General features: G+C 60.4%; 38 protein-coding genes and 1 tRNA gene. 8 read left to right on the plus strand and 31 right to left on the minus strand.

Features of this window, described 5'->3' with window-relative positions:
* Positions 1-85 precede the first annotated feature (85 nt).
* Both AV059_RS04980 and AV059_RS04985 read right to left on the minus strand, forming a co-directional pair.
* Positions 86-343 (minus strand): hypothetical protein, encoded by a 258-nt coding sequence (locus tag AV059_RS04980; protein WP_058992686.1) that lies wholly within the window; start codon positions 341-343, stop codon positions 86-88.
* Between the two features lie 44 nt (positions 344-387).
* The gene (locus AV059_RS04985) at positions 388-933 is read right to left on the minus strand and encodes an NUDIX hydrolase (protein ID WP_058992688.1); all 546 of its coding nucleotides are present in this window, start codon (positions 931-933) and stop codon (positions 388-390) included.
* Between the two features lie 94 nt (positions 934-1,027).
* Here AV059_RS04985 and AV059_RS22935 point away from each other — a divergent pair, with 94 nt between their 5' ends.
* Positions 1,028-1,153 (plus strand): transporter, encoded by a 126-nt coding sequence (locus AV059_RS22935; RefSeq protein WP_195156622.1) that lies wholly within the window; start codon positions 1,028-1,030, stop codon positions 1,151-1,153.
* A 15-nt stretch (positions 1,154-1,168) separates the two neighbouring features.
* Here AV059_RS22935 and AV059_RS04990 read toward each other — a convergent pair whose 3' ends face one another.
* Both AV059_RS04990 and trmY read right to left on the minus strand, forming a co-directional pair.
* Positions 1,169-3,352, minus strand: a complete 2,184-nt coding sequence (locus AV059_RS04990) for a hypothetical protein (protein ID WP_058992691.1) — start codon at positions 3,350-3,352, stop codon at positions 1,169-1,171.
* A gap of 51 nt (positions 3,353-3,403) precedes the next feature.
* Complete coding sequence (trmY, locus tag AV059_RS04995) at positions 3,404-4,000, minus strand: tRNA (pseudouridine(54)-N(1))-methyltransferase TrmY (protein ID WP_058992693.1); 597 nt, start codon at positions 3,998-4,000, stop codon at positions 3,404-3,406.
* A 123-nt stretch (positions 4,001-4,123) separates the two neighbouring features.
* Here trmY and AV059_RS05000 point away from each other — a divergent pair, with 123 nt between their 5' ends.
* Positions 4,124-5,644 (plus strand): hypothetical protein, encoded by a 1,521-nt coding sequence (locus AV059_RS05000; protein ID WP_058992694.1) that lies wholly within the window; start codon positions 4,124-4,126, stop codon positions 5,642-5,644.
* Between the two features lie 266 nt (positions 5,645-5,910).
* On the opposite strand, the gene AV059_RS05005 is transcribed toward AV059_RS05000, so the two are convergent.
* The 4 genes from AV059_RS05005 to AV059_RS05020 form a co-directional block, all read right to left on the minus strand.
* The gene (locus tag AV059_RS05005) at positions 5,911-6,981 is read right to left on the minus strand and encodes a tyrosine-type recombinase/integrase (protein ID WP_058992696.1); all 1,071 of its coding nucleotides are present in this window, start codon (positions 6,979-6,981) and stop codon (positions 5,911-5,913) included.
* A complete protein-coding gene (locus tag AV059_RS05010) occupies positions 6,978-7,208 on the minus strand; it encodes a hypothetical protein (RefSeq protein WP_058992698.1) in 231 nt (76 codons plus the stop codon). Before AV059_RS05010 ends, AV059_RS05005 begins: the two co-directional genes overlap by 4 nt.
* Positions 7,201-7,527, minus strand: coding sequence for a hypothetical protein (locus tag AV059_RS05015; protein WP_058992700.1), 327 nt, complete (start codon positions 7,525-7,527; stop codon positions 7,201-7,203). The genes AV059_RS05010 and AV059_RS05015 overlap by 8 nt, the downstream gene beginning before the upstream one ends.
* 83 nt (positions 7,528-7,610) lie before the next feature.
* Complete coding sequence (locus AV059_RS05020) at positions 7,611-7,808, minus strand: hypothetical protein (protein ID WP_058992702.1); 198 nt, start codon at positions 7,806-7,808, stop codon at positions 7,611-7,613.
* A gap of 119 nt (positions 7,809-7,927) precedes the next feature.
* On the opposite strand from AV059_RS05020, the gene AV059_RS05025 reads away from it, so the two are divergent.
* A complete protein-coding gene (locus AV059_RS05025) occupies positions 7,928-8,245 on the plus strand; it encodes a helix-turn-helix domain-containing protein (RefSeq protein WP_058992703.1) in 318 nt (105 codons plus the stop codon).
* A 1,118-nt stretch (positions 8,246-9,363) separates the two neighbouring features.
* Here the strand turns inward: AV059_RS05025 and AV059_RS05030 are convergent.
* Together AV059_RS05030 and AV059_RS21975 are read right to left on the minus strand one after the other, a co-directional pair.
* Positions 9,364-10,044, minus strand: a complete 681-nt coding sequence (locus AV059_RS05030; protein WP_058992707.1) for a site-specific integrase — start codon at positions 10,042-10,044, stop codon at positions 9,364-9,366.
* A 175-nt stretch (positions 10,045-10,219) separates the two neighbouring features.
* On the minus strand, positions 10,220-10,852 hold the full coding sequence (locus AV059_RS21975; RefSeq protein WP_154021004.1) for a hypothetical protein: 633 nt from the start codon (positions 10,850-10,852) through the stop codon (positions 10,220-10,222).
* Between the two features lie 108 nt (positions 10,853-10,960).
* Here AV059_RS21975 and AV059_RS05035 point away from each other — a divergent pair, with 108 nt between their 5' ends.
* On the plus strand, positions 10,961-11,188 hold the full coding sequence (locus AV059_RS05035; protein ID WP_195156623.1) for a hypothetical protein: 228 nt from the start codon (positions 10,961-10,963) through the stop codon (positions 11,186-11,188).
* Positions 11,189-11,251: 63 nt separating this feature from the next.
* On the opposite strand, the gene AV059_RS05040 is transcribed toward AV059_RS05035, so the two are convergent.
* The 21 genes from AV059_RS05040 to AV059_RS05115 form a co-directional block, all read right to left on the minus strand.
* Entirely contained in the window at positions 11,252-11,704 is a 453-nt protein-coding gene (locus AV059_RS05040; RefSeq protein WP_058992709.1) for a hypothetical protein, read from the minus strand.
* On the minus strand, positions 11,701-11,877 hold the full coding sequence (locus tag AV059_RS21980; protein ID WP_154021005.1) for a hypothetical protein: 177 nt from the start codon (positions 11,875-11,877) through the stop codon (positions 11,701-11,703). Before AV059_RS21980 ends, AV059_RS05040 begins: the two co-directional genes overlap by 4 nt.
* Positions 11,870-12,157, minus strand: coding sequence for a hypothetical protein (locus AV059_RS05045; RefSeq protein WP_064287529.1), 288 nt, complete (start codon positions 12,155-12,157; stop codon positions 11,870-11,872). The genes AV059_RS21980 and AV059_RS05045 overlap by 8 nt, the downstream gene beginning before the upstream one ends.
* A complete protein-coding gene (locus AV059_RS22940; RefSeq protein WP_255356104.1) occupies positions 12,150-12,278 on the minus strand; it encodes a hypothetical protein in 129 nt (42 codons plus the stop codon). The genes AV059_RS05045 and AV059_RS22940 overlap by 8 nt, the downstream gene beginning before the upstream one ends.
* A complete protein-coding gene (locus tag AV059_RS05050; protein WP_058992712.1) occupies positions 12,275-12,895 on the minus strand; it encodes a hypothetical protein in 621 nt (206 codons plus the stop codon). The genes AV059_RS22940 and AV059_RS05050 overlap by 4 nt, the downstream gene beginning before the upstream one ends.
* The gene (locus AV059_RS05055; RefSeq protein WP_058992714.1) at positions 12,896-13,411 is read right to left on the minus strand and encodes a hypothetical protein; all 516 of its coding nucleotides are present in this window, start codon (positions 13,409-13,411) and stop codon (positions 12,896-12,898) included. It abuts the gene before it with no gap.
* Positions 13,411-14,058, minus strand: a complete 648-nt coding sequence (locus tag AV059_RS05060) for a hypothetical protein (protein WP_058992716.1) — start codon at positions 14,056-14,058, stop codon at positions 13,411-13,413. Before AV059_RS05060 ends, AV059_RS05055 begins: the two co-directional genes overlap by 1 nt.
* Before the next feature lie 4 nt (positions 14,059-14,062).
* On the minus strand, positions 14,063-14,950 hold the full coding sequence (locus AV059_RS05065) for a hypothetical protein (protein ID WP_058992718.1): 888 nt from the start codon (positions 14,948-14,950) through the stop codon (positions 14,063-14,065).
* A gap of 1 nt (position 14,951) precedes the next feature.
* Positions 14,952-15,419, minus strand: a complete 468-nt coding sequence (locus AV059_RS05070) for a hypothetical protein (RefSeq protein ID WP_058992720.1) — start codon at positions 15,417-15,419, stop codon at positions 14,952-14,954.
* Positions 15,416-15,619 carry a hypothetical protein gene (locus tag AV059_RS21985; RefSeq protein ID WP_129756001.1) on the minus strand — a complete coding sequence of 68 codons (204 nt, stop codon included), beginning with the start codon at positions 15,617-15,619 and terminating at the stop codon, positions 15,416-15,418. Before AV059_RS21985 ends, AV059_RS05070 begins: the two co-directional genes overlap by 4 nt.
* A gap of 19 nt (positions 15,620-15,638) precedes the next feature.
* Complete coding sequence (locus AV059_RS05075; RefSeq protein ID WP_058992721.1) at positions 15,639-16,442, minus strand: hypothetical protein; 804 nt, start codon at positions 16,440-16,442, stop codon at positions 15,639-15,641.
* A gap of 3 nt (positions 16,443-16,445) precedes the next feature.
* Positions 16,446-16,907: a hypothetical protein gene (locus AV059_RS05080; protein WP_058992723.1), complete on the minus strand. Its 462-nt coding sequence runs from the start codon at positions 16,905-16,907 to the stop codon at positions 16,446-16,448.
* Positions 16,907-17,221, minus strand: a complete 315-nt coding sequence (locus AV059_RS05085) for a hypothetical protein (RefSeq protein WP_058992725.1) — start codon at positions 17,219-17,221, stop codon at positions 16,907-16,909. Before AV059_RS05085 ends, AV059_RS05080 begins: the two co-directional genes overlap by 1 nt.
* Before the next feature lie 3 nt (positions 17,222-17,224).
* Positions 17,225-17,380, minus strand: coding sequence for a hypothetical protein (locus AV059_RS21990; protein ID WP_154021006.1), 156 nt, complete (start codon positions 17,378-17,380; stop codon positions 17,225-17,227).
* A 95-nt stretch (positions 17,381-17,475) separates the two neighbouring features.
* Positions 17,476-18,096 carry a hypothetical protein gene (locus AV059_RS05090; protein WP_058992728.1) on the minus strand — a complete coding sequence of 207 codons (621 nt, stop codon included), beginning with the start codon at positions 18,094-18,096 and terminating at the stop codon, positions 17,476-17,478.
* A gap of 6 nt (positions 18,097-18,102) precedes the next feature.
* Positions 18,103-18,534 carry a hypothetical protein gene (locus AV059_RS05095; RefSeq protein WP_058992730.1) on the minus strand — a complete coding sequence of 144 codons (432 nt, stop codon included), beginning with the start codon at positions 18,532-18,534 and terminating at the stop codon, positions 18,103-18,105.
* 2 nt (positions 18,535-18,536) lie between these two features.
* Entirely contained in the window at positions 18,537-19,694 is a 1,158-nt protein-coding gene (locus AV059_RS05100) for a hypothetical protein (protein ID WP_058992732.1), read from the minus strand.
* Between the two features lie 71 nt (positions 19,695-19,765).
* Complete coding sequence (locus AV059_RS23160; RefSeq protein WP_079990730.1) at positions 19,766-19,918, minus strand: ribbon-helix-helix domain-containing protein; 153 nt, start codon at positions 19,916-19,918, stop codon at positions 19,766-19,768.
* Between the two features lie 70 nt (positions 19,919-19,988).
* Positions 19,989-20,441 carry a hypothetical protein gene (locus tag AV059_RS05105; RefSeq protein WP_058992735.1) on the minus strand — a complete coding sequence of 151 codons (453 nt, stop codon included), beginning with the start codon at positions 20,439-20,441 and terminating at the stop codon, positions 19,989-19,991.
* Positions 20,442-20,580: 139 nt separating this feature from the next.
* Complete coding sequence (locus AV059_RS05110; protein WP_058992737.1) at positions 20,581-21,135, minus strand: SWIM zinc finger family protein; 555 nt, start codon at positions 21,133-21,135, stop codon at positions 20,581-20,583.
* Positions 21,136-21,306: 171 nt separating this feature from the next.
* Positions 21,307-21,379 (minus strand) — tRNA-Pro (locus tag AV059_RS05115).
* 96 nt (positions 21,380-21,475) lie between these two features.
* Here AV059_RS05115 and AV059_RS05120 point away from each other — a divergent pair.
* The 4 genes from AV059_RS05120 to AV059_RS05135 all read left to right on the plus strand — a co-directional run bounded on the left by AV059_RS05120 (position 21,476) and on the right by AV059_RS05135 (position 25,156).
* Positions 21,476-21,937: a GDP-mannose mannosyl hydrolase gene (locus AV059_RS05120; protein WP_058992739.1), complete on the plus strand. Its 462-nt coding sequence runs from the start codon at positions 21,476-21,478 to the stop codon at positions 21,935-21,937.
* Between the two features lie 123 nt (positions 21,938-22,060).
* Positions 22,061-23,233, plus strand: coding sequence for an NAD-dependent epimerase/dehydratase family protein (locus tag AV059_RS05125; protein ID WP_058992742.1), 1,173 nt, complete (start codon positions 22,061-22,063; stop codon positions 23,231-23,233).
* Positions 23,234-23,235: 2 nt separating this feature from the next.
* A complete protein-coding gene (locus tag AV059_RS05130; protein WP_058992744.1) occupies positions 23,236-24,168 on the plus strand; it encodes an NAD(P)-dependent oxidoreductase in 933 nt (310 codons plus the stop codon).
* The gene (locus tag AV059_RS05135) at positions 24,161-25,156 is read left to right on the plus strand and encodes an NAD(P)-dependent oxidoreductase (protein WP_058992746.1); all 996 of its coding nucleotides are present in this window, start codon (positions 24,161-24,163) and stop codon (positions 25,154-25,156) included. The genes AV059_RS05130 and AV059_RS05135 overlap by 8 nt, the downstream gene beginning before the upstream one ends.
* Positions 25,157-25,189: the final 33 nt, after the last annotated feature.

Raw genomic sequence — 25,189 nt, forward strand, 5'->3', positions numbered from 1 at the left:
TGTTCCCCCGTGGCTGGCCGTTCGTCGCTGGCGGAAGCCGAGAACGACGGTGGGGCCGAACGACGCGCCGGCCGGCACAGCGCCGCTATTCGTCGGGCTGTTCCGCTCCGCCAGGGACCAGTTTTCGCTTGGGTCGGTGGACGGTCCCGGAGTCCTCGTCGGCGACGTACGCCTGTGACGTTCGGAACATCGCAACCACCTCGTCGCGGGACCCGTAGGCGTCCTCGACAAGCCGTTCGAGCAGTTCCGCCTGCGAAATCGGCTGACCGGTCCGGCGACGGACAGCCGCGCGCAGTTTATCGAGCCGGCGTTCCGTCTGTTCGTCGAGTGCAATCGAGGCCATATGTTTGCTGGTACCACCCCACATGATTTCAAGCTGTCGTCAGTTCAGCGCTCGAACAGGGCATAGTACATGATACCGACGGCAGACCGACTGTCACGGAGCGTGCCGTCGCGTACCGACTGGACCAGCGAATCGAAGTCGGCAGTATCGACCCGAATCGATTCGTTGTGGTCGAGGTTCTGGTCGGCCGCCGCCTCGCAGCCGCGTGCGACGTAGTAATGGAACACGTAATCGGTGTTGCCGTTGGCCGGTTCGCCCGTGTAGAGATGGTCGAACGTATCGGCCTCGTAGCCCGTCTCCTCGCGGAGTTCGCGGGCGGCGGCGACGGTTGGGTCATCGTCCTCGTCTTCCATCGTTCCGGCAGGCAGACCGTAGTTGATTCGACGGACTGGCTGTCGCCACTCCTCGATAACGACCACGTCGCCGTCGGCGGTAAACGGGAGCACGATGACGCTCTCACCGTGCTGCACGTAATCGAACGCTCCCTCCGTGCCGTCAGGGAAGCGGACATCCTCACGGACGACATCAAACCCCGGACAGGCGTATGCGGTCTCTGCATCAAGCGTCTCCCAGGCGAGTTCCTCGTCCATACTGGGAGTGTGGTCCCCACCGGCAAAGTCAGCACGGGTCCACGCAAATGCAGGCACCGGACGGATACGAGATGGCGCACTCTGTATAGATGGAATGAGAGTATCGACAATCGTCATCCTGCTCGGTATTGCATTGTTCGTCCTCCCGGTCCCCGGAACGTTCATCGCCGGGGGACTGGTCCTCGTCGCCGGCGGGTTGGCCCGGTGGGGCGGGCTCTGACGAGAGCACGCGCACTCACAGCTTGTCAGCGGCCTGTGCCTGCTCGGTCCGCCGATCTGCCTGTTCGAGGCGTCGTCGGGCCGCGTTCGACAGCGGGTCCGAGAGGGCGTCGCTTGCGGCCTCGATTCTGGTCGCGACGCGCTGGAGCCGGTCAGCGACGGCCTGGAGTTGCTTGTCAGCGTTTCCGCGGTCACCGGCCTCGGCGCGTTCCGTTGCTCGCTCGGCGGCCGCAACGACAGCGGCGAGCGCTCGTTCGAGGCCCTGAATAGCGTTCTCGGAGCCGCCGCTGCTCCCGGGAGTGCCGTCGTCATCATCAGAATCGCCGTCATCGTCCATCTCGTCGAGCACCGATTGGCGCGTCTCCTCGGCGATGTCGGCGAGGAACGACGCCAGCGATGCCTTGCCAGTTCGGGGCTCGTCGATTGTTGCGGCAGTGTCTGCCTCAGGGTCCGGGTTCACTCGGAACGCTCCGACCTCGTCGTCGCGGTCCCGGACCTCCGTCGTATACGCGCCGCCGCCGTGGACGTACACAGCGTCGGGTTCGGCGAGCGGGGCGTCGTACAGTCGACCAGCGAAGTCGTCCTCAACGGCGAGGTCGGTGAGGTCACTATCGGCTCCCGAGGGGTCGACTTCGAGACGGGTGGCGTTTTTCCGAGCGACGAGCGGGACCTCACCGCCGACACCGGCTCTGGTTGGCCCCCCAGTCTCGCTCGTTTCAGGGACCGACACCGTCTCGCTGTGTGGCGCGACGCCGGCCCCGTTGACGGTGAACCGGTGTTCGCCCGCTGGCACGTCCTGAACGACAGCCAGACCTGAAAAGGTCGGGACGGCCTCGGGGTCGCTCTCCAGTAGGGCGACGGACTCGACGGTCGTGTCCTCGGTCGTGAGCCCTTCGTCCTCGGGCGCGTCGTCGTTCGAGACAGCTTCCGAGAGGCTGGCAACGATGGTCCGTATCTCCGCCGGCGCGCCGATAGCGTCGTAGCGCTCGGCCAGCGCCGCCCGGTGGTTCGGTTCGGAGATATCCGCGGCGGGATTCTCGTAGCGGGGCTGGTTCCAGGGCGCACCAGTCGTCGTGATATGGCCTGAGACGGCGTCCTCGGCGAACTCGGGCACGGCGAACTCGAAGCTCAACTGCGGGCCGGTGAAATCGGCGATATGTTCCAGTTCGCTGCTCGGCACGAGGTCGTACTCGATGTCTGGGTCACCGTCGCCCCGGTCGGTGTGCTGGAAAACGAGCCCCGTCTCCCGCGTCGGCAGGTCCGACGGCGGTTCGGTGAGGCTATCGAACGAGCGGACGGTGAGCGACCCCGAGATGAGGTCCTCACGGCTGACTGATGGGAGTCGCTCGTGTTCGTACAGCGGTGCGCCCTCATACTCCGGGACGAGATAGGGAAGTCGCGAGCCCTCGTCGCGCGGGAGCCCATAGGCGACGGGAATCTCCGCGAGGTCCTCGATGGTTTCGACCGCGCTGTTCGTGATATCCGCGAACCGGTCGCCCTCCGGCAGCCGAGTAAACCGGTCGCGAGCGTCGTTGACCGACAGCGCGCTGGAGTGTGAGCCCAGTTCCGAGAGGATGCGTGGCACCATCTCCGGGTCGGGGTCAAGGAACTCGTTGTTGGGCACCTTCCGGGAGTGGGAGCTGGCGACGTACAACTGGGGGTCGCCCGTCTCCGTGTCGACGAACACGTGCAGGACCTCCCAGTCGTGCCAGTGAAAGTTCGTCGTGAACTGGTCGAACGCTGAATAGAGCCAGAACTGGACGACGGCGAGCGGCGAGTTCTCGTACTCGACCACGTTGTAGAACGCCGTCGGGTCCGGCGGCTCCCCGTCAGTCATTCGCTCGTGATACCCGTCGAAGGCGTCGAACCCATCGACGACGGTGTCCCCGTCCTGCTCGCTTGTGTACGGCCGCGGGTCCGTCGGGAACCACGGCTCCGCCCGGTCGAAGTACAGCGTCGGTGCGAACCGTCGGGCGAGTTCTTCGGCTCGCTCGCCCTCGACTGTCGAAGCCGCGTCGTCGCTTTCGCCTTCAAAGGCCGAACAGCCGGCGACAGACGCGAGACCCGCCCCGGCGACCGTCTGCAGAACCGCACGACGAGACAGGCTTTCCCGGTCGGTCATCGGTCCCTCGTCGCTTCGATACGTCGTCGGACAGCGCGACCCGTCGCTGTCTCCGAGCCCAATAATTCCATACACCATTTCAGCGAACCGCGGAGGAAAACCCTTCTGGCAGTCCCCCAGCGTGCCCCGTCAGTACCGTTCGAACCCCGCCGTGTCCAGATAATTGTGCGCGACCGTGATCGAATGGTCTGCGTGGAGGGCCTTCGGCCCAAGCGAGACGCGCTCGTCCGCACGGTCGGCCAGCAGCGCCGCTTCCTCGTCTCGGAAGTCGTGATGATCCGAGAGGACGAACACCGGGTCCGACGGGGGTGCAAGGCCGACGATGGGGTCGCCGTCCTCGTGCAACTTGACGACGGTTCCGCGGCGGGCCACGTCGTCCAGCGTCCCCTCGAACCCCCGTCGCGTGAGCGACACGCCCGGCGAGGTTTCGACCGGAATGTGCCCGATAGCTTCCTCGCGTTCTTCCAGCGCCTTGCGGATCAGCGCCGCCGTGGACCGTTCGTCCGGGTTCAGCCGGCGGAGGTCGCTCCCCTCGAACGTGACGGTGTACTCGTCCGATAGAACGAGGTGGACCCGAACGTCCTCCCGGATGGCGTGGCTCAGGAAGAACGCGCTGGTGACACACCGACAGAGCACGTCGAGCCGGCCGGCAGCGCCGGCCAGGTCGTCGAGCGAGAACTCCGGCGTCGTCGGGGCGTCGTGACCGATGATGACGAACTGGCGCATACTGAGTCGTCACTCCACGGCGATTTACGTCCGTCGACTGCTGTCGAGTCTCGATACGAAAGACGCTACAAACGCCGTCTAAGCGTCCAGAAAGGGTTTATTTGGAGCGACAAATCGCTGACTATGCGCAGACGTGCCCTCCTCGCGTCGGTTCCGGGTGCGCTGGCCGGGCTCGCCGGCTGTTCGGTCGGTACCCTCAACTCAGACGAGACTGCCGACGTAACGCCCGCTCCGCGCCCGACGAAGTCAGCGACCGACGCGAACGACAGCGGGACAGCGACGCCGACAGACACCGGCGACCCGCCCCGACCCGAGAATCCGACGACCGTCGTCGAACTGGAAACCGGGCCGCGAACCTACGCCCTCAGTTCGGCAGGACTCCACACCGACGACAGGGCGCGAATCGGGCTCTGGTTCGACCGGACGGCGACCGACGACCACCCGGCTACGCTTCGTGGTTGGCTCCAGAATAGCAACGAGTTCGAGAACACGTTCAGAATTGAGGCGATTCCAGGCATCGGACAGATATACAGCCGCCAGCCCAGTGGCTACGACCACGAAGCACGCCTCCATCTCGCACCCACGGCCAACAACGAACTCGCCGACGAAGTCCCCTCACTCAGCAGAACAGACGAGGGATACTGGCGCGTCGACGACGTCGGCCCGTGGATGCCCGACACCCGCCGGCTGGCCCCCGGTGAATGGCTCCAGCTGGAGTACACGCTTGTCGGCGAGCCGGGCCAGTCCGGGCGGCCGACCGGGACCTACGAGTTCCGCGGCCAGGACGAAACGCTCTCAGTCACAGTCTGGGACACACAGCATCCCGGCCCGGAGACGGAATCCCGGTTCGCCGGCCGCTCGCTCCCGTCATTTCCCGGTGACGGTGGTGTCCAGTGGTTCCACGAAGCAGAGCGGGCGACCCCAGCCTTCGTTCGCCCGACCGCCGAGCGAGTACAACTGGACGCACAGATCGGCTTCGAGGTGGTCAACAACAGCCACAAGCGATTACAGTGTGGCCACTGGGACCTTTACAAACTGGTCGACGGCGAGTGGTTCCACATCGCGCCGATGGGCCACACCGCGGACTGTCGGCTTCTGTCGCCAGGCGGTCGAGAACAGTGGGGCTTCCGGGCGTTTAACCGACAGTCGGTCGGGTGCAGCACCGGCGACTGCCATTGTGACGGCCTCACGCAGGGCTACCTCGGCGACGGCGAGTACGCCGTCGTCGCCGGCTACGGCCACGCGACGGCCAACAGCGGTGCGCTGGTCGAACTGGTCGGCGACCGGGCTGCCGTGACGCCAACCGACGGCGTCTCGACAGCGCGTGACGGCGACACGCTCACGGTGACGACTAGCCGCCACGGCGATGGGGAGCATCCTGCCGACGCGACGTTCTCGCTGACTCGCACCAGCAGCGCGAGCGAGCGGGTCATTGCCGAACAGGTCATGGCAAGCGGTCGGTTCGCCACGTACGAGGGTGGACTTCGCAACGCCCTCCCGTTCCTGACCGACGATGTGCGTCATGTCGTTGTCCGGACCGACGAGCGAGCTGTGGACGGCGTGCTCGGCTACGATTCGAACAGTCGTCGGTTCCGGTTCCGCGGACAGGCCTACAAGACTGCTCGGGGTCGGAACACAGGCTGATAATCGGCGCTGAGAGCGGTCTTGTTTCGTCTCGGCTCCGTAATTGAAAGCGGGAATCAGGCCGAATTCGAACCGCCGCGGAGCAAAGCATCGCGAGCGCCCAGTTTCGTCGCTCACGGGGACGCGATACAGCCACCTGTAAACCGAGAAATGTCGCTCACCGGTTTGAATTGGAAAAGTGGGCCGGCGCGACGCGGAACTAACCGGTTTCGTAGGATGCTCATACTCGGTTCGCTGTCGGTTCGTCGCTGATGGGTCAGTTGGTGTCATTGGGTGAACTCCAGTTCGTTGATCAGTGGTCGGCGGCGGTCCTCCATCCGGTTGCGAAGCCGTCGCCGCCGCTGTTCAGGGTCTGCCTTGTCGTAGTGGTCCTCGATGGTACTCACCGAGGAATTGACGCGCTCCGCTACGTCCTCCGGCGGCCATCCTCGGTTCAGGTGCCACGTAATCGAACCCGTCCGAATCTGATGCGGGGACCGGCTCGACGGGCACTTGCTGGCGTGGGCGTACTCGTTCCAGTCGCACTTCTCGATGTCCTTCTCGTGAGGGCACATCCCGTAGCTGCACGGGAGCGTGGCGAGGTAGCTCCACACTCGAATGGTGTTGGTCGTCGGCCGTCCACTCGCGCTCGCCAGCAGCGGCTGACGGCCATGCTCGTCCCGTACATCGTACCGACGGCCGTTGATGTACGCCTCCAGCGCGTCGGCCGTCTCTCTCGGAAGCGCCACCGGACGCTCACCGCGGCGCTTGTTCTTCAGCGGGGTGTCCGTCTCCGGTCGGTGGCGAAACTCGACGTAGGGGCTACTTCCCAGCTCCGTGTCCCGCAGGTCCAGGGCCCGCAGGCCGCCCTGTCGAGCGCCAGTGTTCCACGCGAGTTCAAGGAACGCGTGTTGCCGAGTTCCGTAGTCTCTGTCGCTCTCACGGTAATAGGACAGCAGTGCGGCTGCTTTGTCGGCAGCAAGTTTCGTATCGTTTGACCGGTCCTCTGGGTCAAGGTCAGGAATGCGGATTTTGTCTGATAGACCTTGGTCGACCGCTTCAAGATCTTCGAGGAACTCGAAGAGCATCTTCAGCGTCCACATCTCGCCTTCGAGCGTGGCCGGCGCGATCTCCGCGCTCCGCATTTCGTAGTACTCGTCGAGATCGTAGCCACGCAGTTCCCCGACCGTCTCTATACCGACGGAATCGCACCACTCAACGAAGAGCTTCAGCCGGTACTCCCAGCCGTGAACGCTCTTCTCTGTCGAGTCTGACCGACGGCGTCGAAGGTAGCGCTGGCAAGCCTCGCGGGGAGATAGCTCTGTAGGGTCGCCCCGCCGTCTACCGCCGCGAGTCATGCCTCTAACTCACTCAGTTCGCTCTGGTCGTCCGGGAGCTGGCGGCGAACCTGCGGCTGGATGTTACGGAAGTCGTCGGCCCACTCCTGCATCTCGCCACGAACCGCTTCGACCTTCTCACGTAGTTCGTCGACGCTGTCAGCTGAGACCTTCGCCTTCATCTTGTCGCGGTTGTTGCTATCACCGCCCCGCGTGAGTTCGACTGTGAGGCTATAGGCGTCAGTCACCGGCAACCACCACCTTGCCGCCAGAATCGTCGGCGCTGGCCTCCTCTCGCTGCTCATCGTGAGCCACGCGCTTCGCCTTCACGTACTCGCCGTCTGTACCGGCGTCGTAGTACTCCGTCCGCACCTCTCGAATCGCCTCGATCTTGTGCGGCGGGAGTTTGACGCGGCGGTCACGCCACTCGGTGAGACGTACCCAGCCGCTTTCGAGTGTCTGGTAGTCTGCGACGTAGACGACACCTTGACCCTGAATCTGGACCATCGCCGGCGTGTACTCCGGGTGTAGTGGCAGGTCTTCAGGGTCAATCTTATCGCCGTTCATGGGCCGTCCACCTCATCGTCGTCAGTCTTTTCGTCGCAGGTATCCTCAGAAAAATCGGGGCCCCGGGAATTGCTGCCAGGCATTTACGCGGCCCCCTTTTCGTGATTCTCGTCCTTACACAGCACTGCGTCTGGGCACTCAAATGGTGAGTCCGTTGCCTGACGGATAACGTGGCGAACGTACTCTGAATACCCCATATCGTGCTTCTCTGCCTCTCTCTGGATGTCTTCATCCATTTCTACCGGCATCGAAATGGACACTGACAGGCTTCTCTGTGCCATTGCGTTAGCAACTAATTAACCAACAGCAAATATATTTTACGCAAGCTAACTTAATTGGTAAGTACTAACTGATTTGCTATCCACAGGAATATTAGCACGTCGATTAGTTAGTTATCAATATGAGATACAGCGGCGAGTGGATGGTATTGCTTGATGATAGGATATTGGAACATTTGGAGGGCACTGAAACAACTACCGCTAAGGAGCTATCCGAGCAGGATTTCATCGTACGGAGTCGACAACAGGTGTCTAACCGCTTGAACAAGTTGGCTGAACACGGTCTTGTGAAGGACCTTGGGAACGGTGTCTATCGAATCACAGAACGGGGAGAGAAGTACCTAGTTGGTGAGATTGACACTTCCGAAAATGCACCTGATGAAATTGAGTCGCATAGCGACGACGGCCCCAGCGCAAGCGAGAATCACGAACAGGCGTGAATGACACCACGAAAGCCCGCACCTTGGATGATTCAGGTAGATGAGCGCATCATGGAGTGGATTCGTGAGAACGGCTTTGCCTCACCAGGAATCCTATCCCGGGAGCGTGGATTCAACCTCTCTTCCGGCCATATCCGAGATCGATGTAAGTGGCTTCAGTATGCCGGTTTACTTTCACCCGTTAGCGGAGATTTGTACGACCTGACAAGCGAAGGGATTCTGTACCTAAAGGGTGAGCTCAATGCGAGACATTGCCCGAGACCGACACCAAGCAAGGTCTTTGAGGATCGGTACGCGACACCGCCCGGCTGGATCGAATCCGGTGTGAAATTTCGCATTCGTCTATAGAGACATGAATCGAATTCCACCAAGTGACCAACCACGTATTACTGATCTTTCATCTATAGGGGCAGAGAACTTTAAATTCCGGAATACCGCATTCTTGATGACGGATGCAGAATATGATATGCTGGATATTCAGTCGCGTGAGCGACTCCGTCACCGAATCTGGAACGTTCGGAATGGCGACCTTCGTAAACTGCTGCGGAGATTTCCTATTAACCACACTTTGTGTGAACAGTGTGCAGGCTGGATGCACGCGGTCGCTGGTCGTCATTTTTTCCCTGATGCCAACCACAGAACAGCATTGGCACTCTTGAGAAAGCTACTTCGAGATAATGGGATTACACCGGGTAAATGGCCACTAGACGTTTCACAACAGACCGTTATTCGCTCTCATGAAATCCGACAAGAGATTGAGGATGTACGACTCAATACACTCTACAACCGGGATAGACTGTTTCTTGTGTGGCTATTATACTTCAAGCGTGTTCTCAGAAGCCCGACCGGCTGAAAACAGTAATCTGCTTATTCGTCGTCTTCTGGCGAGGCTGCGAAGGCTTCGTACAGTTCCTTGTTTTCTTTAACGTCACGGGACATCTCCCGTTCCGCATCCCAGTTCATGCCCATTATAGTGGTAACCTAGTGAGTGATTGATTTAGTGTTTTGGGTACGCCCTTCTACATAGTAGAAGGGCGTACCCTAGCCAAATTTCTCCGGATGAAGAGCCTCAATACGTAGTATTGAGGCTCTTCATCTAAAGAAACGAGCTAGCAAATTCACTCAGGAGTCTCAACTAGCTGGGCAATCGGTTTTTCTTCGGTAATCGAGTGTTTAGTCCCTGGATGAACTACTTCAGACTCCTCATCACCGCCCTCGAGGAAGTCGACCTTGCCGCGCTCTCGACGAATCGCCTCCGGGCTGAACTCTCCGAGGTAGTGCTTCCTGAACGTGTCCCAGTCCTCCCAACCCCCGAAGGACATCACGACCGACGGGATCACACCCTGTTCCAGTAGGTACGTGCCCCACGTCCGCCGGAGATCGTGAACGTCGAGGAACTGCCAACCCCTGTCGCCGGTTTCCTCTTCCAGTGCGTCAGCTGCACGCCGGACCCAGCGGTACACAGTTGACCCAGCCACGTCCAGCAGCGGCTCGTCGTCGTCCTGCTGGTACGCCAGCGTCTCCGCGATGGTAACGACTTCCTGCGGGACTGGTGGCTCTCGGTACTTGTCCCGCTTCGCGTAGCTCTCCCAGACTCGGATGTGATCGCCAGTCGGTCCGTCGACGAGGTCTTGCGGACATACCTCGATGATTTCCGAGCGCCGGAGTCCGACCCGACCGGCGAGCAGGAAGGCAAGCCGCTGGTGTGGTGTCTCAGCCTGCTCGATGAATCTCGTTAGTTCGTCGTCCGACAGCCACACCCGTTTCCCGTCGTCGTTGTCGTAGTCCTTCAGCCTCATGCACTCGTTCCCCAGTTCTATTGCAAAACATCTAGTTTTTTCGGTCAACTCGGGGGATAACAGGGGCCAGATTTGGCGAGATTGCACCAGAATGCCGGGTTCCCGGGCACCAGATTTTGTGGTACCGCGCACTAATCAGTGCAGACGATATACTTGCACTGCTGTAATAGGAAAACTAGGTGTTATTGGATTCATCTTTAATTAGTTGAGAATCAGTATACGTTACATCATGGAATTCCCAGCGATACTTTGCGGTAGAATCCTCTTGGTCTGGGTGAACGACGCTTGTCGCTCTGGATGTATCCGAGTTGATGAGGAACTTAGCACGAACAGACCGGCCCGGTGGTAAGCGATCTAAAAACACATCCATAGCCCCATGGCTCGCTGATTCATGGACTGTCTTGGAACCATCGTTAAAACGGATCTCTCCATCACTTGTTGGCGTGACTTCTACACCCCGATAACTTGAGGGCATAACTGTTGATTCAACGACAACACCATCGAATGATAGAAAACACTTTAAGTCAATTAGAGGCCTATCTGATGTGTTCTGCAAATGAAAGTCAATTATCTTATACGAGTTTTTCCAAGTCTGTGGAAAATTAGCTATGTCATCCCCAGGCCTGTATCCAGTGTCAGTTAATGTATAAGTTTTCGGTGCTGGTGAATCAAAACGGCCTGATACCATCCAGATCTTCTTATTCAGGTAGCTTGCCAGCGGTTGCAACACCGGTGCAAAAAGCGTGACAATCGTGCCGCCGATCACGGCCCCAAGCGCACCAATCCCGATAGTTCCCCACGGTATCATAAATACACGAATTACACTGTGACCCAATAATATATATTATTGGATCAGAACTATTTGATTCTCGATCAAGCAAGATTGATATATAAAGAGCACCATCTTCTTGCCTGTATGTCTAGTCAAAAAGCCAAATCGAGGATTGAAGCTGAATTTTCTGATATGCGTGAAAGCCCTGACGCAAGTGGGAGCAAGACAATCGATGTATACATTCCTAGCACAGGGGTGGAGATTGGCGATATAATGGATATTGACTACGTGGATGACGTTATCGAAGAGGGAGATGAATTCCGAGTTTACCTTTCTGCGAGCTCGGGCGTTCATTTCTCTAGCACTAACTGACCTGTTCAAAGCGCAGGATTCGCAGGCACGAGGATGTCCGACTCTCAGTGCAGAACCGGACACTCAGAAAACCTCGTCCCACGGGATTTTGTGCTGCTTCCCCATCGAATGACCCGAGCGGTTCCATCCGCCCCGCTCTTGGACGAGGTTGTTCACCGTCGACGGCTTCATGCGCGTGGTTCGGAGTACGCCGTCCGTCTCATCGAGGAACACGAACGCGTACCACGCCGTCGCCTGTGCGTCCGACGCGATGAGAGAGCGCGTCTGTCCTTCCCAGACGCGAAAGCGACCATCGCCGGGATACCTGTTGCCGACTGTCGTTGATGTCGATTTGACCTGGTATTTCGTCGCCCTGCTGGGATGTCTGAGGTCCCACCAGTCCGGGTCAAGCGATAGGCCCTCCAAGCCGTACACCTCAGCCACGATCTCCTCGGCAACATCGCCAAACGACTTCGACCGTTGCAACCGCTCCTGTCGAGTCCGAGGGAGCGACCGGATATCGAGGACTTCCGTCACTCGTCACCACCGCCAGCCGCCGCCTCGAAGCGCACTATCTCGGCTGGCTGTAGTCCTAACCGCTTCGCCAGCCACGCGATTCCCAGCCGGGAGAGCGCCGCACCGTCGGTGACCGCCAGCGTGACACAGAACCAGATGAGAGCGCCAAGCTGTACCCACGTCAGGTCAGGCATCGCTCTCACCTCCGTCCGTTGCCTTCGGTGGGTAGATACCTTCGTCGACGAGCGCCCGGCGGTGTGACCGGACATCCTCGACGAGCCCGGCGTCGTCGATTCCTTCCTCACCTCGGAGAACACGGACGGCTTTCTCTGCGGTTTCGTGGGCCGCTTGCGCCTCGTTGCGCGTCTCCTCAACGTAGCCGACCACGCGGCGGCCGACCCAGCCCGTGATACCGACCACGAGCATCGATGAGACGCTGACCGCCCATGCCGCTGCGGTGTACGGTTCAACCATCAGCATCCCTCCAGATTGCCACGCCGCCAACGACAATGGCGATGAGTAGCAGCGTTCCGGGTACGCCAAGTGTACCGGTCAACACACCGAATACCTGTCCCAGTAGCCGTGCAGCCGTCATCGAAGCACCACCACCGCAACGACCGCGAGGGCCGCGAGCGTTGTCTGTGGGGCAGTCAACGGCCCGACCGCCGGCAGCGTCGGGAACCCGTCAGGTAGCAGGGCAGGCGGAGACTCTGGCCCGGTGTTCTCAGGCGGCGGGTCACTGCTTCCGTCAGGCGGATCGCCGTCACTGATGGGTGGGTACGTGGGTTCGTCGTTCGGCTTATCACCGGAGTCGGGTACACGCTTCTCGTAGACGTGCATCGTTCCGTACGTCGTCGTCTGCTTGTCCCACGACGGGCCGCCAAGCAGCTGCACACCGAGTTCGTAGTCGCCCGGAATCAGGTCGAAGTTCTCCTGTAGCCTCTCCCACGGAACCCGATTCGAGATTGTAGCCGTCTGTCCGGCTTCAATCGTCTCAGTCTGACTCTGGACATGGGTATCATCGAATGTCCAGATGACCGCTGCCTCTCGTTCCTCGAAAGAGGTGTTCGTCACTTCGGCCTGTAGCTGTGGCTCGTATTCCTGCCGCCGGTCGACACGCGGATCGTCGGGACTGTACACAGCGAACGAGGTCGTTCCGACTGATTCCAGTACGAGCCCGCCGTCTGGAATACCGCCAGCGAACGTCACCATTCAGATCACCACCAGCAGCACGACGGCTAGAGCGAACCCCAGCATCACCTGCTGGGTCGTTCCGCCAAGCGCATCTGCGATATCGCTAATCATCTCTGTCAGTCGGTCACCTGTCGTCGGCAGGGCCGGGTCCTGTGCATCAGAGTGAACGGTTACCTCCGCCGCCCGCTCTTCTGCAACCGTGTCATTCGGTACTTTCAGCACTTCCGCGGTGACGCTGTGTTCTCCACTACCCAGCGTTACTCGCTTGGTCACCGTCTTCGGGGCGCTATTGCCGTCGAGGCACTTCGTTTCTCGATGGACTTCTTGCCCGTCGACGTAGATGATGACCGGCGTCCGCCATCCAGTGTTGAACTGGAGTATCCCGCTCTGACACGTCCCATCCTGCGGGGCAATAATCGAACTCTCGTTTCCGACTGTGACCGTCACGGTGAACGACTCATCTGGGCGGGCCTCGCTCGGTACGTCTATACTGTCGATATACGGCTCTGATTGGTCGATATTCAGGTTCACCATTATCCTAACATCCCTCCGAAGTCTGCCCCGGTCCCAGCGTACAGACCCTTGATCTCGACCGGATCGAGAACGATCTCAGCGCTGTCATCAAGCGGGCCGATAGGCTCCTGTAGTGGGTTCCCATCGGCATCGATAGCCGGTGAGAACCATGTGTACTGAACTCCGTTAGGACCACCGTCACGGCGCGCTACGCCCATAAAATGGCTGTACGTCGTAGCAAGACACGGGAGGTCACCCTGTGCGCTACCGTCGATAGTAGCCGCTGTCGGGAACACGCCAGCCGACATCACCCATTCAACTTCGGGTAGTGGATTCCCGTCCGGGTCCACCACCGAAACTCTCACCGGCCGAAACGCTGCGGGAATAAGTACCCCGCTTCGGTCGGTGCTGGTGGCGTGGTCCCGGGAACGGGTGACCCGTGGCCGGTCGAGGGAGACGGTGACCGTATCCGCTCGGTCACCGGGCCGACGTGGACGGGACCGTATCGTGTCGGTCGTCGCACCAGCTGCGACAGCCGCCGCCCGTTGCGGAGCTGGACGCTCCGTACTCAGTGTTTCCCCGTCAGCAGCGGTTCCCGTCCTCGCCGGGATTGGGCGCGTCTGGCTTCCTGCGGTTGTCCCGGCCGGTGCTTCAGTGTACGTCGCCATCGGATTACCTCATCCCGATACCGACCTGCGCGACGTTGTGGGCCTTCAGGAGTTTGTACAGGTTGTTCGCCCCGCTGTCCTGTATCGTGTCCTCGTGACTTGCGTCCTGACCGCTTTCCTCCCGAATCCACAGGTCATGGGTCCCAATGATTGCATCGTTGTTGCGGTTGTTCCGATACTGCGAACTGGCAACGACATTGTCGGTCGTGGTGTAGTTTGCGTAGTTGTTGTCGGGATTCACCATCCCGCGGCCGTGGTGTGTGCTTCCCGACTGCGTGCCGCTCATCGCCGGGAGGAAGTTTGTCCACTGCCTTTTTTCTCTATTATCGTAGTCGGCGTTGAACGCCTGTGCGTGCCATAGAGTCGCGTAGTTACTTTCGCGGTTGGCCGCAGAGTCGAAGTCCCATGTCTTCGAGAGTTCAGCCATTCCGATGGCGAGATCTTCGTCGTTACCGTCACCCTCGTTCCGTTCCGCGTAGAACACCCATCCCGAGTCTGTGTAGTCCAGATAGTAGCTCACAGAGTGAGACATGGACATACGCTCACCACCACGGTCGTCGGGGGCGTACGCCATCGGATCGCCGTATCCGTCGCTTCCAGTCTTCTGTGCGATATCGTTGGCGTAGCGGTCTTCCCATGTCGTGTTCGCGGTATCCCACGAGGGACCGGATTCCATGGTTATGCCACTGCTGTATCTGTTATCTCGGATTTTGAGACGGTGGTTCTCGCCGTTCGGCGTCTCCAGCACGAACCACTCACCCGTAGTGAGCGGAGTCGCACCGCCGTTGGCTGATGTGTCGATGATACTCCAGCCACTGATACTGTCTATGTTGTCGCGGAGTGCCGCGAGCGCTTCGCCCCAGGTAACTGCGTTTGGTCCTGTAAACGTCATTTTACTTGAGTGCCAGCACGTTCAGGGAGGTACTGGCGTCTCCCTCGGTCATCTTCCGATACCACAGCTTTGAGGCACCCAGCCCGCCCGGCGGGGACAGAGAGAACGGCGCGTCCGACGGGGTCAGGGGGATGAACCGGTCAGCCTTATTTGTCGCCTTGAACGCGACAACTATCGGGGAGTCAAATCCGTAGACGACGACGGTATCCGCGGCGAAGTCCCACGAAACCGTCTCTTCGTCGGTATCGTCAACCGGAACGCCGGGTTCGCTGTAGTACACCGCTTCCGAGTTGCCCGAAACGTTCTGGTCGATGTCGTCGCCCCGCATCTCCATCAGCAGGGCCGCCAGCAGCGCGTTCGTTTCGTCTTCGAAAGCCTCGTACAGCACGTTCCTCGGTGCGCCGGGGAAGTACTGTTCAAGCAGATCGTCTATCGGCGTATCTGCTCCGATGAGTCCATACCCGCTCATATCGACTGCCCCCGAATCAGTGCCAGAACAGTCGCAGCCTGCACCAGCGAGGTCAACAGCGACGAGAACGGCGCTATCAGGTCGGCTACTACCCGGGCCTTCTCCGCAAGCCCTGCAAGCACGTTCCCGCCGCTGTCACACGGGCAGCCAGTATCGGTACTGCTGCTATCTGGGTCGTCAGTGTCGTGTAAAATCACCATGTGTTGGAACGGTGGCCCGTTAGGCCACCATGGTCTGAGTCACCTTTCGCCGGAGTTCAGCAGCCTCTTCATCCGGTCGAAGGGGCCGCTGATTCACCGGGATACTCACCTCGACGTTCTCCGCGTCGGCTGCCTCGACGGCCGTAGCGAACTCTGTGTCGAAGAACAGCAGGTCCATGTTGAACTTCGGCGGGAGCACACCGCGCATCCCGCTGTTGCGTCCGTCCCATGTGATCTGGCGGTCCGTCTCCGGCGAATCCGGGTTCGAGAACGCCCATGTGATACTGTCTTCGCTCTGAAGTTCCTGCGAGACGTTGCCCTTCCCACTGTTGCGCTTCTGTATCTTCGTCAGCCCGTGGCGCATCACCGCGTAGAAGGCGACTGAGACATCGCCGTTTCCGGTCGTCTCTTTCAGCTCTGCCGACGCAACGAAATCGCCGTCAGTCCCGAACGTGCCAGTGTACTGCGTGTCTGTGCTGTCAGTAATGAGCGTATCCGGGTCACCGTCACCGTCGCTGTCGAAGTAGCCGACGAGCGAGGCGTCAGTCGTGTACTCGCCGGCAGTCACGTCGTCCATGTAGTCGACGATCGGGGCCTCGGGAGTGAGATCGACCGTGGTAGTGTCACCCCCTGCTGCCGTCGCTGTCTGTTTGCCGACGAGTGCTACCACCAACGGCATCCCGACTGGAACCTTCCAGACCTGCGTGCTCGGGACCTTCGTCGTCGCGACGATTCCCTCTGAGCCGGGCTGGTAGCTCTTGAAATCGAACATCTCGGAACCGAGGTAGACCGTCTTCCCCGGCCGTGCGTTGGCTCCGCTCATGGTCTACCGGTTGTCCACCTGCATGGGGTAGTTGAAGAACAGCGTTGCCGGGTCGACCACGTCGGGGCCGTTCACCAGAAGCGCCAGCTCGTCAGCGTCTTCCAGCGTCAGCCGCCCATTCGGAACTCGGTCACGGAGGAACCGAACCCGGCGGCGCTGTGCGTTCTCGCCGGACTGCTGGTCCTTCAGCGACAGTGTGTTGAACGGTGAGACGGCGAACTCGCTGATGACCGTCCACGAATCCAGCGGGTCGTTCGGTTCCCGATAGCCGAAGCCGATCTTCGTCGAGCGCGAGACGTTGCCGCCGTCCTTGGCTTCAACGTCGAGAATCGCTGGCGATCCCTGTGCGATAGAGATAGCGATTCCCTCCGGCACGTCCCAGGTCGTGATCGGCGTCGGCGTACCCGCGACGTTCTCGGAGACTGTCGCGTACTGGAGTTCCGTGCTGAGTGTTTCGTCGGTCATCAGTTGGCCCTCCGTGCAGCGTCGAAGCTCTGGACACCCAGCATAGCGAAGCCGATTCCGATACCGATGGCGAGCATCCCGAGCGAGCCCCGAAGCGGGCCGACCCATGCTGCCGCGATGAGCCCGAGCCCGATGAGCGAGAAGGCCCCGCCGGTCACCATCGATGCAGAGCCGAGGTCACCCTCAAACACTGCATTCGATACGTCCACCAGTCGATCCTCGATGTTGATACCTCCTGCCGACATCAGAACGGGAAGCCCTGCCGCCGCGCTGGCACCGATAGCAGCGTTCCGTTCAGAGACTTGTAGTGCCATGATTCAGATGATGAAGTAGCCCGCGATGATTGCAGCCCCGAACCCGCCCACAGCAGCCATTCCGATGGGCGTTTTCAGGAACTCGACGATACCATTAGACCCGGAGCTACTGGGTGACCCACCCGACTCCGAGTTTCCGCTTGTGCTGGTCGAAACCATGCGACCAGTAGTTGCCGCGAGGGCTGATTCAGTATTTGTTTGTTGACAACACCGATAGCGAATGGCCGCTAGAAGTCTGTACGCGCTATTTTACGCTATCGTAGGTGCGCCGGAATCTCAACCGGCCCTCGGATAGTCGATGATGCTCCAGCCACATCTTTGTACGTGAGGAACTGGTACGCGTTCGGGTCCATTTCGGTCACCCGGTGCTTGTCGGGGATACTCACCTTGCTGAACTTGCTGTCTTCGTGGTCTCCGTAGGCGAAAATCAGGTAGTTGTCCGTCTGTGTCCATATCTGATCGTGGACTTCTTTCGCCTTGTGAGCGGCGAGTACTAATCCACAGTTAGCGTGGGTGACGTGCCACTTCACGAGGTGTTGAAGGACTTCGGGAATATGATGTGCGGACATCCAGTTGTGTGCCTCATCGAGATAGAGGTAACACCGCTTGAGCTGGCCGAACGCTCGAAGGTACTCGTCGAGGACATCTTCGGTGAACGGGTTCTCTCGAATCACCTGCTGAGTGTTGCCGCGCATCCAGTGGTCGAGCACGTCACCGGGATTATCGGGAAACACCGCACCCGGTGGCCCATGCTCGGCGTTCGGATCGATACAAATGTAGCGCTCTGTCTGGGTCAGCAGGTGCTCGAAGAGCACTGACTTCCCCGAGTTCTTCTGGCCGAGGATGACCGAGATTTCGCTCAGGTCAATATCCATCGCTTGCTACTGCCCCTCGCTGCCGCTGTACTCGCCGGGTTCCGGTACGTCGACGTCAAGCTCATCGTACAGCCCACGCCGGGTGAGTACGTCGTCAAGCGTAGCGATAGCGTAGGCTGTCGCCTCCGGCCTCGCAAGCGCGTACTGCGAGAAGAGATGGATGAATGTCTCAGGACCAAACTGGTCCTCCGCGCGTTGTGGGTCGAGGCCAAACATCGGAGCGAACCCCTGTAGCTTCGCCTCGATCTGGTCGACTGTTTCCTCATTGTCGACAAGAGCGGACCATCCCAGTCCGCGAAGATCTTCCTCCACCTCGTAGAGTGTCCGGGCCGTTGCACCACTGTCGTCGGCAACTTGTTTGAGTCGCTGCGTTCGTTCTTCGGGCGATTCATCTGCCTGACTCGCTACTAACGCGAGCTGCTGAATGATTTCCTGCATGATTACCAGGTACTGCTGTCTTCAAAATCGAATTCGCTTTCTGCGCTGTTCTCGCTCTGTTCTGCTCTGTGTTCGGCGCGAGTGTCGCGGCGATCTCGGCGGCCGTCCTGACCGCGTACCGCTGTCACGTCGTCGTTGAATTCAGGAGCGTCTTCGCTCTGTTTCCGGTCAGTCTCAACCGGGTCAGTATCTCGATGGCGACGATAGCGCATCGCTCGGCCCCCAGCGGTTCCCAGCATCGATAGAGCGAACATCGCTGTCGGGCCGACATCGACATCGTGCTCGTCGCACATGGCGATGAACAGCTCTGCGTTGGCCGCTTTCTCCTGTTCAGAGAGTTCCCAGCCCTCCCAGTCAGTCATCGTCGCGGTCATCGAGAAGGGCATTCCAATGAGGTGCTTCACGACCGTCTCATCAACTACCATGCCGCTGGCCTGCTGGGTTCCCGCTGGTGAGTGGTCACCGCCGGAGTCGGGTTGTTCCTCGGCACTATCGCCGCTCTCTCCTGACTCTTCCCCGAAGGCATCAGCAAACGTCTCACGGACTTCCTCGCGGCGCTGTCGTTCTCCCTCGCTATCTGCTTCCGCTACGATTTCGTCTGTTGAACGGTCGCTATTGCCGCGTATCCGGTCCAACAAGCCACCGCTATCCTCGCTGTTCTCGCTACTGTCGTTCTGCTCCTGCTGTTCTGGTTTCTCAGCGTGTTCGCTATTCTCGCTCTGGTTCGCTGGTGACTCCGACTCACTCGGTTCGAGGTCGTCTGGTGACAGCCCGTCTAAGTCGACACCGCTGGGTGGTTCTACTGCTGTTCCTTCGTCGTCTGGCGCTCCTTCAGGGGATAGCTTCTCTTTCCCCTCGTGACCGACGGAGATGGCGTCTGTCTGTGTCTCTGTGCTGGCGCTCGTACTCTCTGAGTTTGTCACTGTCTGGGTTCCTCCCTCCGGTTCACTATCGTTGCCACTATCGACGTTCTCGCTCTCACTGAGTGCGAGTGTATCTGTGAGAAAATTCTCTAATTCTGCCTCCTCTACACCGACAATTCGCCCGTACCCGTGTTCCCCAGCGAGACGCTGTTTCTCGCTGTACGGTAGCGCCTCTAATTCCGCTACTGTAGAAGGGTCCGCGGGTTGGGAGCTGTCTGTTTCCTCGCTGGCGGCCATGCGGCCGGCGATAGTGGCACTACTACCAAGGGTTCTCGCTTGTTGTCAACAGCAGAGAATAGAGAAGCAGGTTACTTTGACTGGCGTTCAATCTGAGACAACTTGTCACGAACCGCATCTCTGATCAAATCGGATCGGCTGTGATATCCGGCTGCTACGTAGTTCTCGTCTATGTTTTCGACCATTGACTCGGGCATCGATACACCGGTTGTATTTCGAGTCATAGTCTTTGATGGGACGATATACAAAATAAAACCTGTTGCTTAGTTAATAATTAACTAAGCAAGACGGAAATCACGCATCGGCAGTTTGGTTCTGAGTTCCACCCTTACGTGAGAACGGCCGGACGTGGACAGCGGTGTAGTCGCTTGGTGGTATCCCGTTCTGAAGGTGGACATACCCGCGTTTCTCAAGTCGGGCAAGAAGGCGCTGTGCGTCTTGTTGGTCGATACTATCGACAGCCTGAGCAAGTGCACGCTTCGCGCTTTCTCCTCGGACAATGCCGTTATCAGTGCGCTTCTCGCAGAGCGTCCGGTAGGCAATGGCAAGCTCTCGATTGTCCGGGTCAGCATATGGTTCAAGGCCGCCATCAGTCTCCGGCTCCGAAACGCGCTGACGAACGTATTCCTCTAGATCGGCACTCATGTTGTCGACCTGTTCCTTGTACTGTTCTTTCAGCGTGGTCGACAGACGGAAGGTGATTTTGTCACTCCCATCTTCTTCGTGAAGTTGGCTTCCACCAGTCATGTCTGACTAGCCACCTCCTCGTAAGACGGGGACGAATCCCCATACGGCGCGGTGACGGACGCCGATGTTGGTACGTGTAGGACAGCCCCCCACGGGGTCGCCAGAAGGTCACGCGCTAGGGCGGGCGTGCGCGCCTGTGTCATCGGCGGCCCTCCATCTCGTCACGGGCAGAGCGGAGTAGGTTCCCGATGGTTCCGGGCGAGCGACCGGAGAGTCGGGCGTACTCCCGAACCCCGAGGCTTCCGAGGTCACAGGTCAGGTAAGCGTCGAGTTCGGCAGGAGTGAGTTGGTTGAAAGCGGTCGGTTCGTCGTCGAGGCGGAGCCATGCTGGTGGTGATGGATACTTGCGGCCCGTGTCGAGATGTGCGACAACGATCTGCCCGCGGACCCACTGCCACCACAGCGAAGCGACGTGGGCACACCAGCCGCCGTGGTACTGGTAGCCGGCGCAGTCGCAGTCTGCGACGAGTGTGCGGCCCTGTAGCGCCCACAGCACGCGATGAGTGCTGTCGCCGTCGCTCAGGTAGACCACACGCTCGGCGTCGTTGATAGCGCCACCACGGTCGTTCTCGGACTGTGCGCGCCGCCACGCCGTCGACAGCGTCCAGTCGTCGGGCATCGACAGCGTCGACGGACCACCGATTGACTGGGGCAGATCGTCGCTCGACTGCCAGCTCCGACTGGCTCGGCTCATGGACGACACACCCCCTCGTCTAGCGCCGGACACGGCTGTCGCGGTGATTCGATGTAGCCGCCGCAGTAGTCGCAGATGGACAGCTCGTGAGCCCGCTGAATACTCACAGCGACCACCCCGTAGAGCGGGCGCTAACTGTTAGGAAACCCGGGAAAAAGGGTTTGTATGGTATGGGCCGGCGCGAATTCGAATCGCGGTTACGGCCACCCGAAGGCCGAAGGATACCAGGCTACCCCACCGGCCCGTGCGATAGCAATCGGATAGAAGACAGGGTCAGTTTTAACGGTTGCGAAACGGCGAGATAGGGAGTGCTTTCATCGGCGGCCCGCAAGCCGAAGACATGGATGTCCACGACGAACGCATTCCGACAGCGACGTTCGCGACCTGTCTCGAAAACATGCCCCAACCCTGTGTCGACCTCGTTGTCGAGTACGAGGGCGGCGTCGTACTCACACGACGACAGAACGAGCCAGCCAAAGGCGAGTGGTTCTGGCCGGGGAGCCGCCTCTACAAGGGCGAACGACTGGACGACGCAGTACTACGCATCGCCGCGGAGGAACTCGGCCTCACGTCGGTTGAAACGGAACGGCTTGGCGTCAGCGAACACTTCTGGGACACGTCGTCGGTCGACGGCGTCGACTCTCGACACACAGTACCGATCGTCTACCGAGTCGTCCCCGACGACGGGGCGAGAATTACACTCGACGACCAGCACGACGCCTATCGCGTTGTCACGGAGCCACCGGCAGATGCGAACCGATACGTCTTGGAGTACTTCGACCGATTCGATATCGGCCAGTAGCGGGTGAAAATTGTTGTTTTGAGGCCGAATGCGTGTCTCATGAGCAGTCAGGCTGTCCGAGACTAGCAGGTAACTGACCAGAAGATTGATTACGCATCGTAGTTACTCACTAACTGAGTAACTATGACTATCCTCATCACTGGCGGCGACGGCTACGTCGGGTGGCCGGCCGCACTGCGGATCGCGGACCGAACGGACGAGCGAGTGCTGCTTGTCGATAACTTCGCCCGAAGAGAGTGGGTCGAGGACGTCGGCGCGACGAGCGCGACACCGGTCGCAAGCATCGACGAGCGCCTCGACGCGGCCCGCGAGGTCCACGGCCTGACGAACCTCTCCTTCGTCGAGGGCGACCTCGCAGAGAAGGCCTTCGTCGACGAACTGCTGACGGTTCACGAGCCCGAGGTCGTGGTCCACACCGCCGCACAGCCGTCCGCGCCGTACTCCCAGATCAACGGCGAACGGGCGAACTACACCCAGCACAACAACCTCCAGGCGACGCGGAACCTCCTGTGGGGTCTCGAAGAACACGACCTCACAGACACCCACTTCGTCGAGACGACGACGACGGGCGTCTACGGCGCGCCGGAGTTCCCGATTCCCGAGGGCGGCGCGACGATGGAGAACCAGGGCGAGCGTGACGACGTGCCCTTCCCCAACATGGGCGGAAGCTGGTATCACGCGACGAAGGGCTTCGACGCACAGAATATGCGCCTGGCCCACACGCAGTTCGACATCCCGATTTCGGACGTGCGAACGGCCATCGTCTACGGGACCGAGACCGAAGAAACCCGCGCTGACGACCGTCTCAAGACTCGCTTCGACTTCGACTACTACTTCGGAACGGTTACCCACCGCTTCTGTGCGCAGGCCGTCGCAGGCTATCCCGTCACCGTCTATGGCAAGGGCGAGCAGCGCAAGCCGTTCGTCTCGCTCGAAGACGCCGTCGAAGGGCTGGCCGAAGTGGCCCTGACCGACCCCGACGAGCGCCCCGAGGGACTGACGGTGTACAACCAGGTCACACGCGCCATTAGCATCGTCGAGATCGCCGAGACGATTGCAGATGTGGGCAGCGAGTACGACCTCGATGTTGCCGTCGAGCACTTCGAGAACCCCCGCGACGAGGACGAGACCCACAAGATGGAGATCGAAAACGACCGCTACGACGACCTCATCGGCGGCCAGTCCCAGTCCTTCGAGGACGGCGTCGGCGACATCTTCGAGACGCTGACCCGCTACGCCGACACCATCGAAGCCCACGAGGACCGGTTCCTCCCGGGCGTCCTGAGCGAGGACTGACGATGGACGTGCTGGTCACCGGGGCCTGTGGCTACATCGGCAGCGCGCTGCTACCGTTGCTCCGGGCGGACGACCGCGTGGACGATGTCGTCGTCTTCGACGACCTCTCCTCGGGGTCGCCGCGGGCGCTGCTGGGAACGCTGGGGGACGGCCTCGAATTTCGCCGGGGCGACGTCCGCGAGTACGGCGACGTGGAGAGCGCCATGCGCGGCGTCGACCGCGTCATCCACCTCGCGGCCATCACCGGCGCGTCGAGCACGCACGAGCGTCGCGACGAGACGTTCGCTATCAACTACGACGGCACCGAGAACGTCCTGACTGCGGCCGGTAAACTCGGCGTCGACCACGTGGTCTTTGCCTCCTCGTGTAACGTCTACGGCCGCGCGACCAGCACCGACATCGACGAGACAGTCGATCCGGACCCGATCAACCCCTACGCGGAGACGAAACTGGAGTCCGAAACGCTGCTGCAGGAGTACTGCGAGGAGTTCGATATGACAGGTACCGCCCTTCGGATGGCCACCAACTTCGGCCATTCGCCGGGCATCCGGTTCAACCTCGTCGTGAACTACTTCGTGTTCCGCGCACTCACGGGCCGCCCGCTCACCGTCTACGGCGACGGTTCGAACTGGCGGCCGTTCATTCACGTCCGGGACGCCGCCCGCGCCTACGCGGAAGCGGCGTGCGATCCCGAGTCCTGGGACGAACCGGTGTACAACGTCGGGTCGATGGACGCGAACTACCAGATCTCGGAGATTGCCGACATCGTCGCTGACGAGGTCGCCCCGGTCGACGTGACCTACCTCGAAGACGAGCATCCTGGCCCGTCGTATCACGTCAACTTCGACCGACTGAGCGGGACCGGCTTCGAACCGTCGTGGACGCTCCGCGAGGGCGTCCGCGACCTCGCGGAGAAATTCACCACCAATGCCTGAGACAGAACCCACAGACAACACGCCCCACATCGCCGTCACCGGCGGTGCGGGCTACATCGGCAGCCGCGTCATCTACGAGCTACAGCAGGCCCACCCCGACTGGGAGATTACCGCTATCGACAACTTCTATCTCGGTACCGTGCGGTCCGTCGGCGATGTCGACATCGAACACGTCGACATCCGGAACCGGGACCGTCTGGAAGCGGCGCTAGACGGAGCTGACGTCGTGATGCACCTCGCCGCGATCTCCGGCGTCGACGACTGCGAGGAAAAGCAGGATCTGGCCTACGAGGTCAACGTGCAGGGAACCGACAACGTCGCCTGGTTCTGCCGCAAGACCGGCGCAGCGCTGATCTTCCCGTTCTCGATGGCCGTCATCGGCGACCCGCGAGAGTTCCCCATCACGGTCGACCACCCGCGGGACCCGCTGAACTGGTATGGGCGGACGAAACTACTCAACGAGCGCGATATCGAGACGTACGCCGACGGCGCGTTCCCGGCCCACCAGTTCATGATTTCGAACCTCTACGGCAGTCACGAGATAGACGGCCAGACCGTCTCGAAGGAGACCGTCATCAACTTCTTCGTGAACCGCGCGCTTGCCGGCGAGACGCTGACGGTCTACGAGCCCGGGACGCAGTCCCGGAACTTCATCCACGTCAAGGACGTGGCCCGGGCGTACGTCGACAGTTGCGAACGGCTGTTGGAGCAACTGGACCGCGGCGAGACCGGCGTCGAGAAGTACGAAATCGCCAGCGATGAAGACCCGGGGGTTCACACCGTCGCCAAACTCGTCAAGGATATCGCCGCCTCGGCCGCCGACATCGATGTCGACGTGGAACTGGTCGAGAACCCGCGGGGCGACGACGAGACGCTGGTCGATTCGTTCCCGGTCGACACCGACCGGACGACCGACGTACTGGGCTGGACGCCGGAACACGACGTGGAATCAGCGATTCGAGCGGCGCTAGAGTCGGCAAACACGTAGACGGCAAGTCCCGATGGATTTATTCGCCAGACC

It is taken from the genome of Haloarcula sp. CBA1127 (assembly GCF_001485575.1).
Taxonomy (GTDB): domain Archaea; phylum Halobacteriota; class Halobacteria; order Halobacteriales; family Haloarculaceae; genus Haloarcula.

Coding starts and splice junctions, on each gene's coding strand:
- AV059_RS21985 (WP_129756001.1), bottom strand. CDS start 15,619: ATGGTGATTTTACACGACACTGACGACCCAGATAGCAGCAGTACCGAT.
- AV059_RS05020 (WP_058992702.1), bottom strand. CDS start 7,808: ATGGCACAGAGAAGCCTGTCAGTGTCCATTTCGATGCCGGTAGAAATG.
- AV059_RS05070 (WP_058992720.1), bottom strand. CDS start 15,419: ATGAGCGGGTATGGACTCATCGGAGCAGATACGCCGATAGACGATCTG.
- AV059_RS22940 (WP_255356104.1), bottom strand. CDS start 12,278: ATGACGGCTGCACGGCTACTGGGACAGGTATTCGGTGTGTTGACCGGT.
- AV059_RS05065 (WP_058992718.1), bottom strand. CDS start 14,950: ATGACGTTTACAGGACCAAACGCAGTTACCTGGGGCGAAGCGCTCGCG.
- AV059_RS05025 (WP_058992703.1), top strand. CDS start 7,928: ATGAGATACAGCGGCGAGTGGATGGTATTGCTTGATGATAGGATATTG.
- AV059_RS05130 (WP_058992744.1), top strand. CDS start 23,236: ATGGACGTGCTGGTCACCGGGGCCTGTGGCTACATCGGCAGCGCGCTG.
- AV059_RS21990 (WP_154021006.1), bottom strand. CDS start 17,380: ATGGTTTCGACCAGCACAAGCGGAAACTCGGAGTCGGGTGGGTCACCC.
- AV059_RS05005 (WP_058992696.1), bottom strand. CDS start 6,981: ATGACTCGCGGCGGTAGACGGCGGGGCGACCCTACAGAGCTATCTCCC.
- AV059_RS05045 (WP_064287529.1), bottom strand. CDS start 12,157: ATGGTTGAACCGTACACCGCAGCGGCATGGGCGGTCAGCGTCTCATCG.
- AV059_RS21980 (WP_154021005.1), bottom strand. CDS start 11,877: ATGCCTGACCTGACGTGGGTACAGCTTGGCGCTCTCATCTGGTTCTGT.
- AV059_RS05030 (WP_058992707.1), bottom strand. CDS start 10,044: ATGAGGCTGAAGGACTACGACAACGACGACGGGAAACGGGTGTGGCTG.
- AV059_RS05120 (WP_058992739.1), top strand. CDS start 21,476: ATGGATGTCCACGACGAACGCATTCCGACAGCGACGTTCGCGACCTGT.
- AV059_RS22935 (WP_195156622.1), top strand. CDS start 1,028: ATGAGAGTATCGACAATCGTCATCCTGCTCGGTATTGCATTGTTCGTC.
- AV059_RS05110 (WP_058992737.1), bottom strand. CDS start 21,135: ATGAGCCGAGCCAGTCGGAGCTGGCAGTCGAGCGACGATCTGCCCCAG.
- AV059_RS05100 (WP_058992732.1), bottom strand. CDS start 19,694: ATGGCCGCCAGCGAGGAAACAGACAGCTCCCAACCCGCGGACCCTTCT.
- AV059_RS05075 (WP_058992721.1), bottom strand. CDS start 16,442: ATGAGCGGAGCCAACGCACGGCCGGGGAAGACGGTCTACCTCGGTTCC.
- AV059_RS05085 (WP_058992725.1), bottom strand. CDS start 17,221: ATGGCACTACAAGTCTCTGAACGGAACGCTGCTATCGGTGCCAGCGCG.
- AV059_RS05060 (WP_058992716.1), bottom strand. CDS start 14,058: ATGGCGACGTACACTGAAGCACCGGCCGGGACAACCGCAGGAAGCCAG.
- AV059_RS05035 (WP_195156623.1), top strand. CDS start 10,961: ATGTCTAGTCAAAAAGCCAAATCGAGGATTGAAGCTGAATTTTCTGAT.
- AV059_RS05055 (WP_058992714.1), bottom strand. CDS start 13,411: ATGGTGAACCTGAATATCGACCAATCAGAGCCGTATATCGACAGTATA.
- AV059_RS23160 (WP_079990730.1), bottom strand. CDS start 19,918: ATGACTCGAAATACAACCGGTGTATCGATGCCCGAGTCAATGGTCGAA.
- trmY (WP_058992693.1), bottom strand. CDS start 4,000: ATGCGCCAGTTCGTCATCATCGGTCACGACGCCCCGACGACGCCGGAG.
- AV059_RS05095 (WP_058992730.1), bottom strand. CDS start 18,534: ATGCAGGAAATCATTCAGCAGCTCGCGTTAGTAGCGAGTCAGGCAGAT.
- AV059_RS21975 (WP_154021004.1), bottom strand. CDS start 10,852: ATGATACCGTGGGGAACTATCGGGATTGGTGCGCTTGGGGCCGTGATC.
- AV059_RS05135 (WP_058992746.1), top strand. CDS start 24,161: ATGCCTGAGACAGAACCCACAGACAACACGCCCCACATCGCCGTCACC.
- AV059_RS05050 (WP_058992712.1), bottom strand. CDS start 12,895: ATGGTGACGTTCGCTGGCGGTATTCCAGACGGCGGGCTCGTACTGGAA.
- AV059_RS05125 (WP_058992742.1), top strand. CDS start 22,061: ATGACTATCCTCATCACTGGCGGCGACGGCTACGTCGGGTGGCCGGCC.
- AV059_RS05080 (WP_058992723.1), bottom strand. CDS start 16,907: ATGACCGACGAAACACTCAGCACGGAACTCCAGTACGCGACAGTCTCC.
- AV059_RS05015 (WP_058992700.1), bottom strand. CDS start 7,527: ATGAACGGCGATAAGATTGACCCTGAAGACCTGCCACTACACCCGGAG.
- AV059_RS05105 (WP_058992735.1), bottom strand. CDS start 20,441: ATGACTGGTGGAAGCCAACTTCACGAAGAAGATGGGAGTGACAAAATC.
- AV059_RS04985 (WP_058992688.1), bottom strand. CDS start 933: ATGGACGAGGAACTCGCCTGGGAGACGCTTGATGCAGAGACCGCATAC.
- AV059_RS05000 (WP_058992694.1), top strand. CDS start 4,124: ATGCGCAGACGTGCCCTCCTCGCGTCGGTTCCGGGTGCGCTGGCCGGG.
- AV059_RS04980 (WP_058992686.1), bottom strand. CDS start 343: ATGGCCTCGATTGCACTCGACGAACAGACGGAACGCCGGCTCGATAAA.
- AV059_RS05090 (WP_058992728.1), bottom strand. CDS start 18,096: ATGGATATTGACCTGAGCGAAATCTCGGTCATCCTCGGCCAGAAGAAC.
- AV059_RS04990 (WP_058992691.1), bottom strand. CDS start 3,352: ATGGTGTATGGAATTATTGGGCTCGGAGACAGCGACGGGTCGCGCTGT.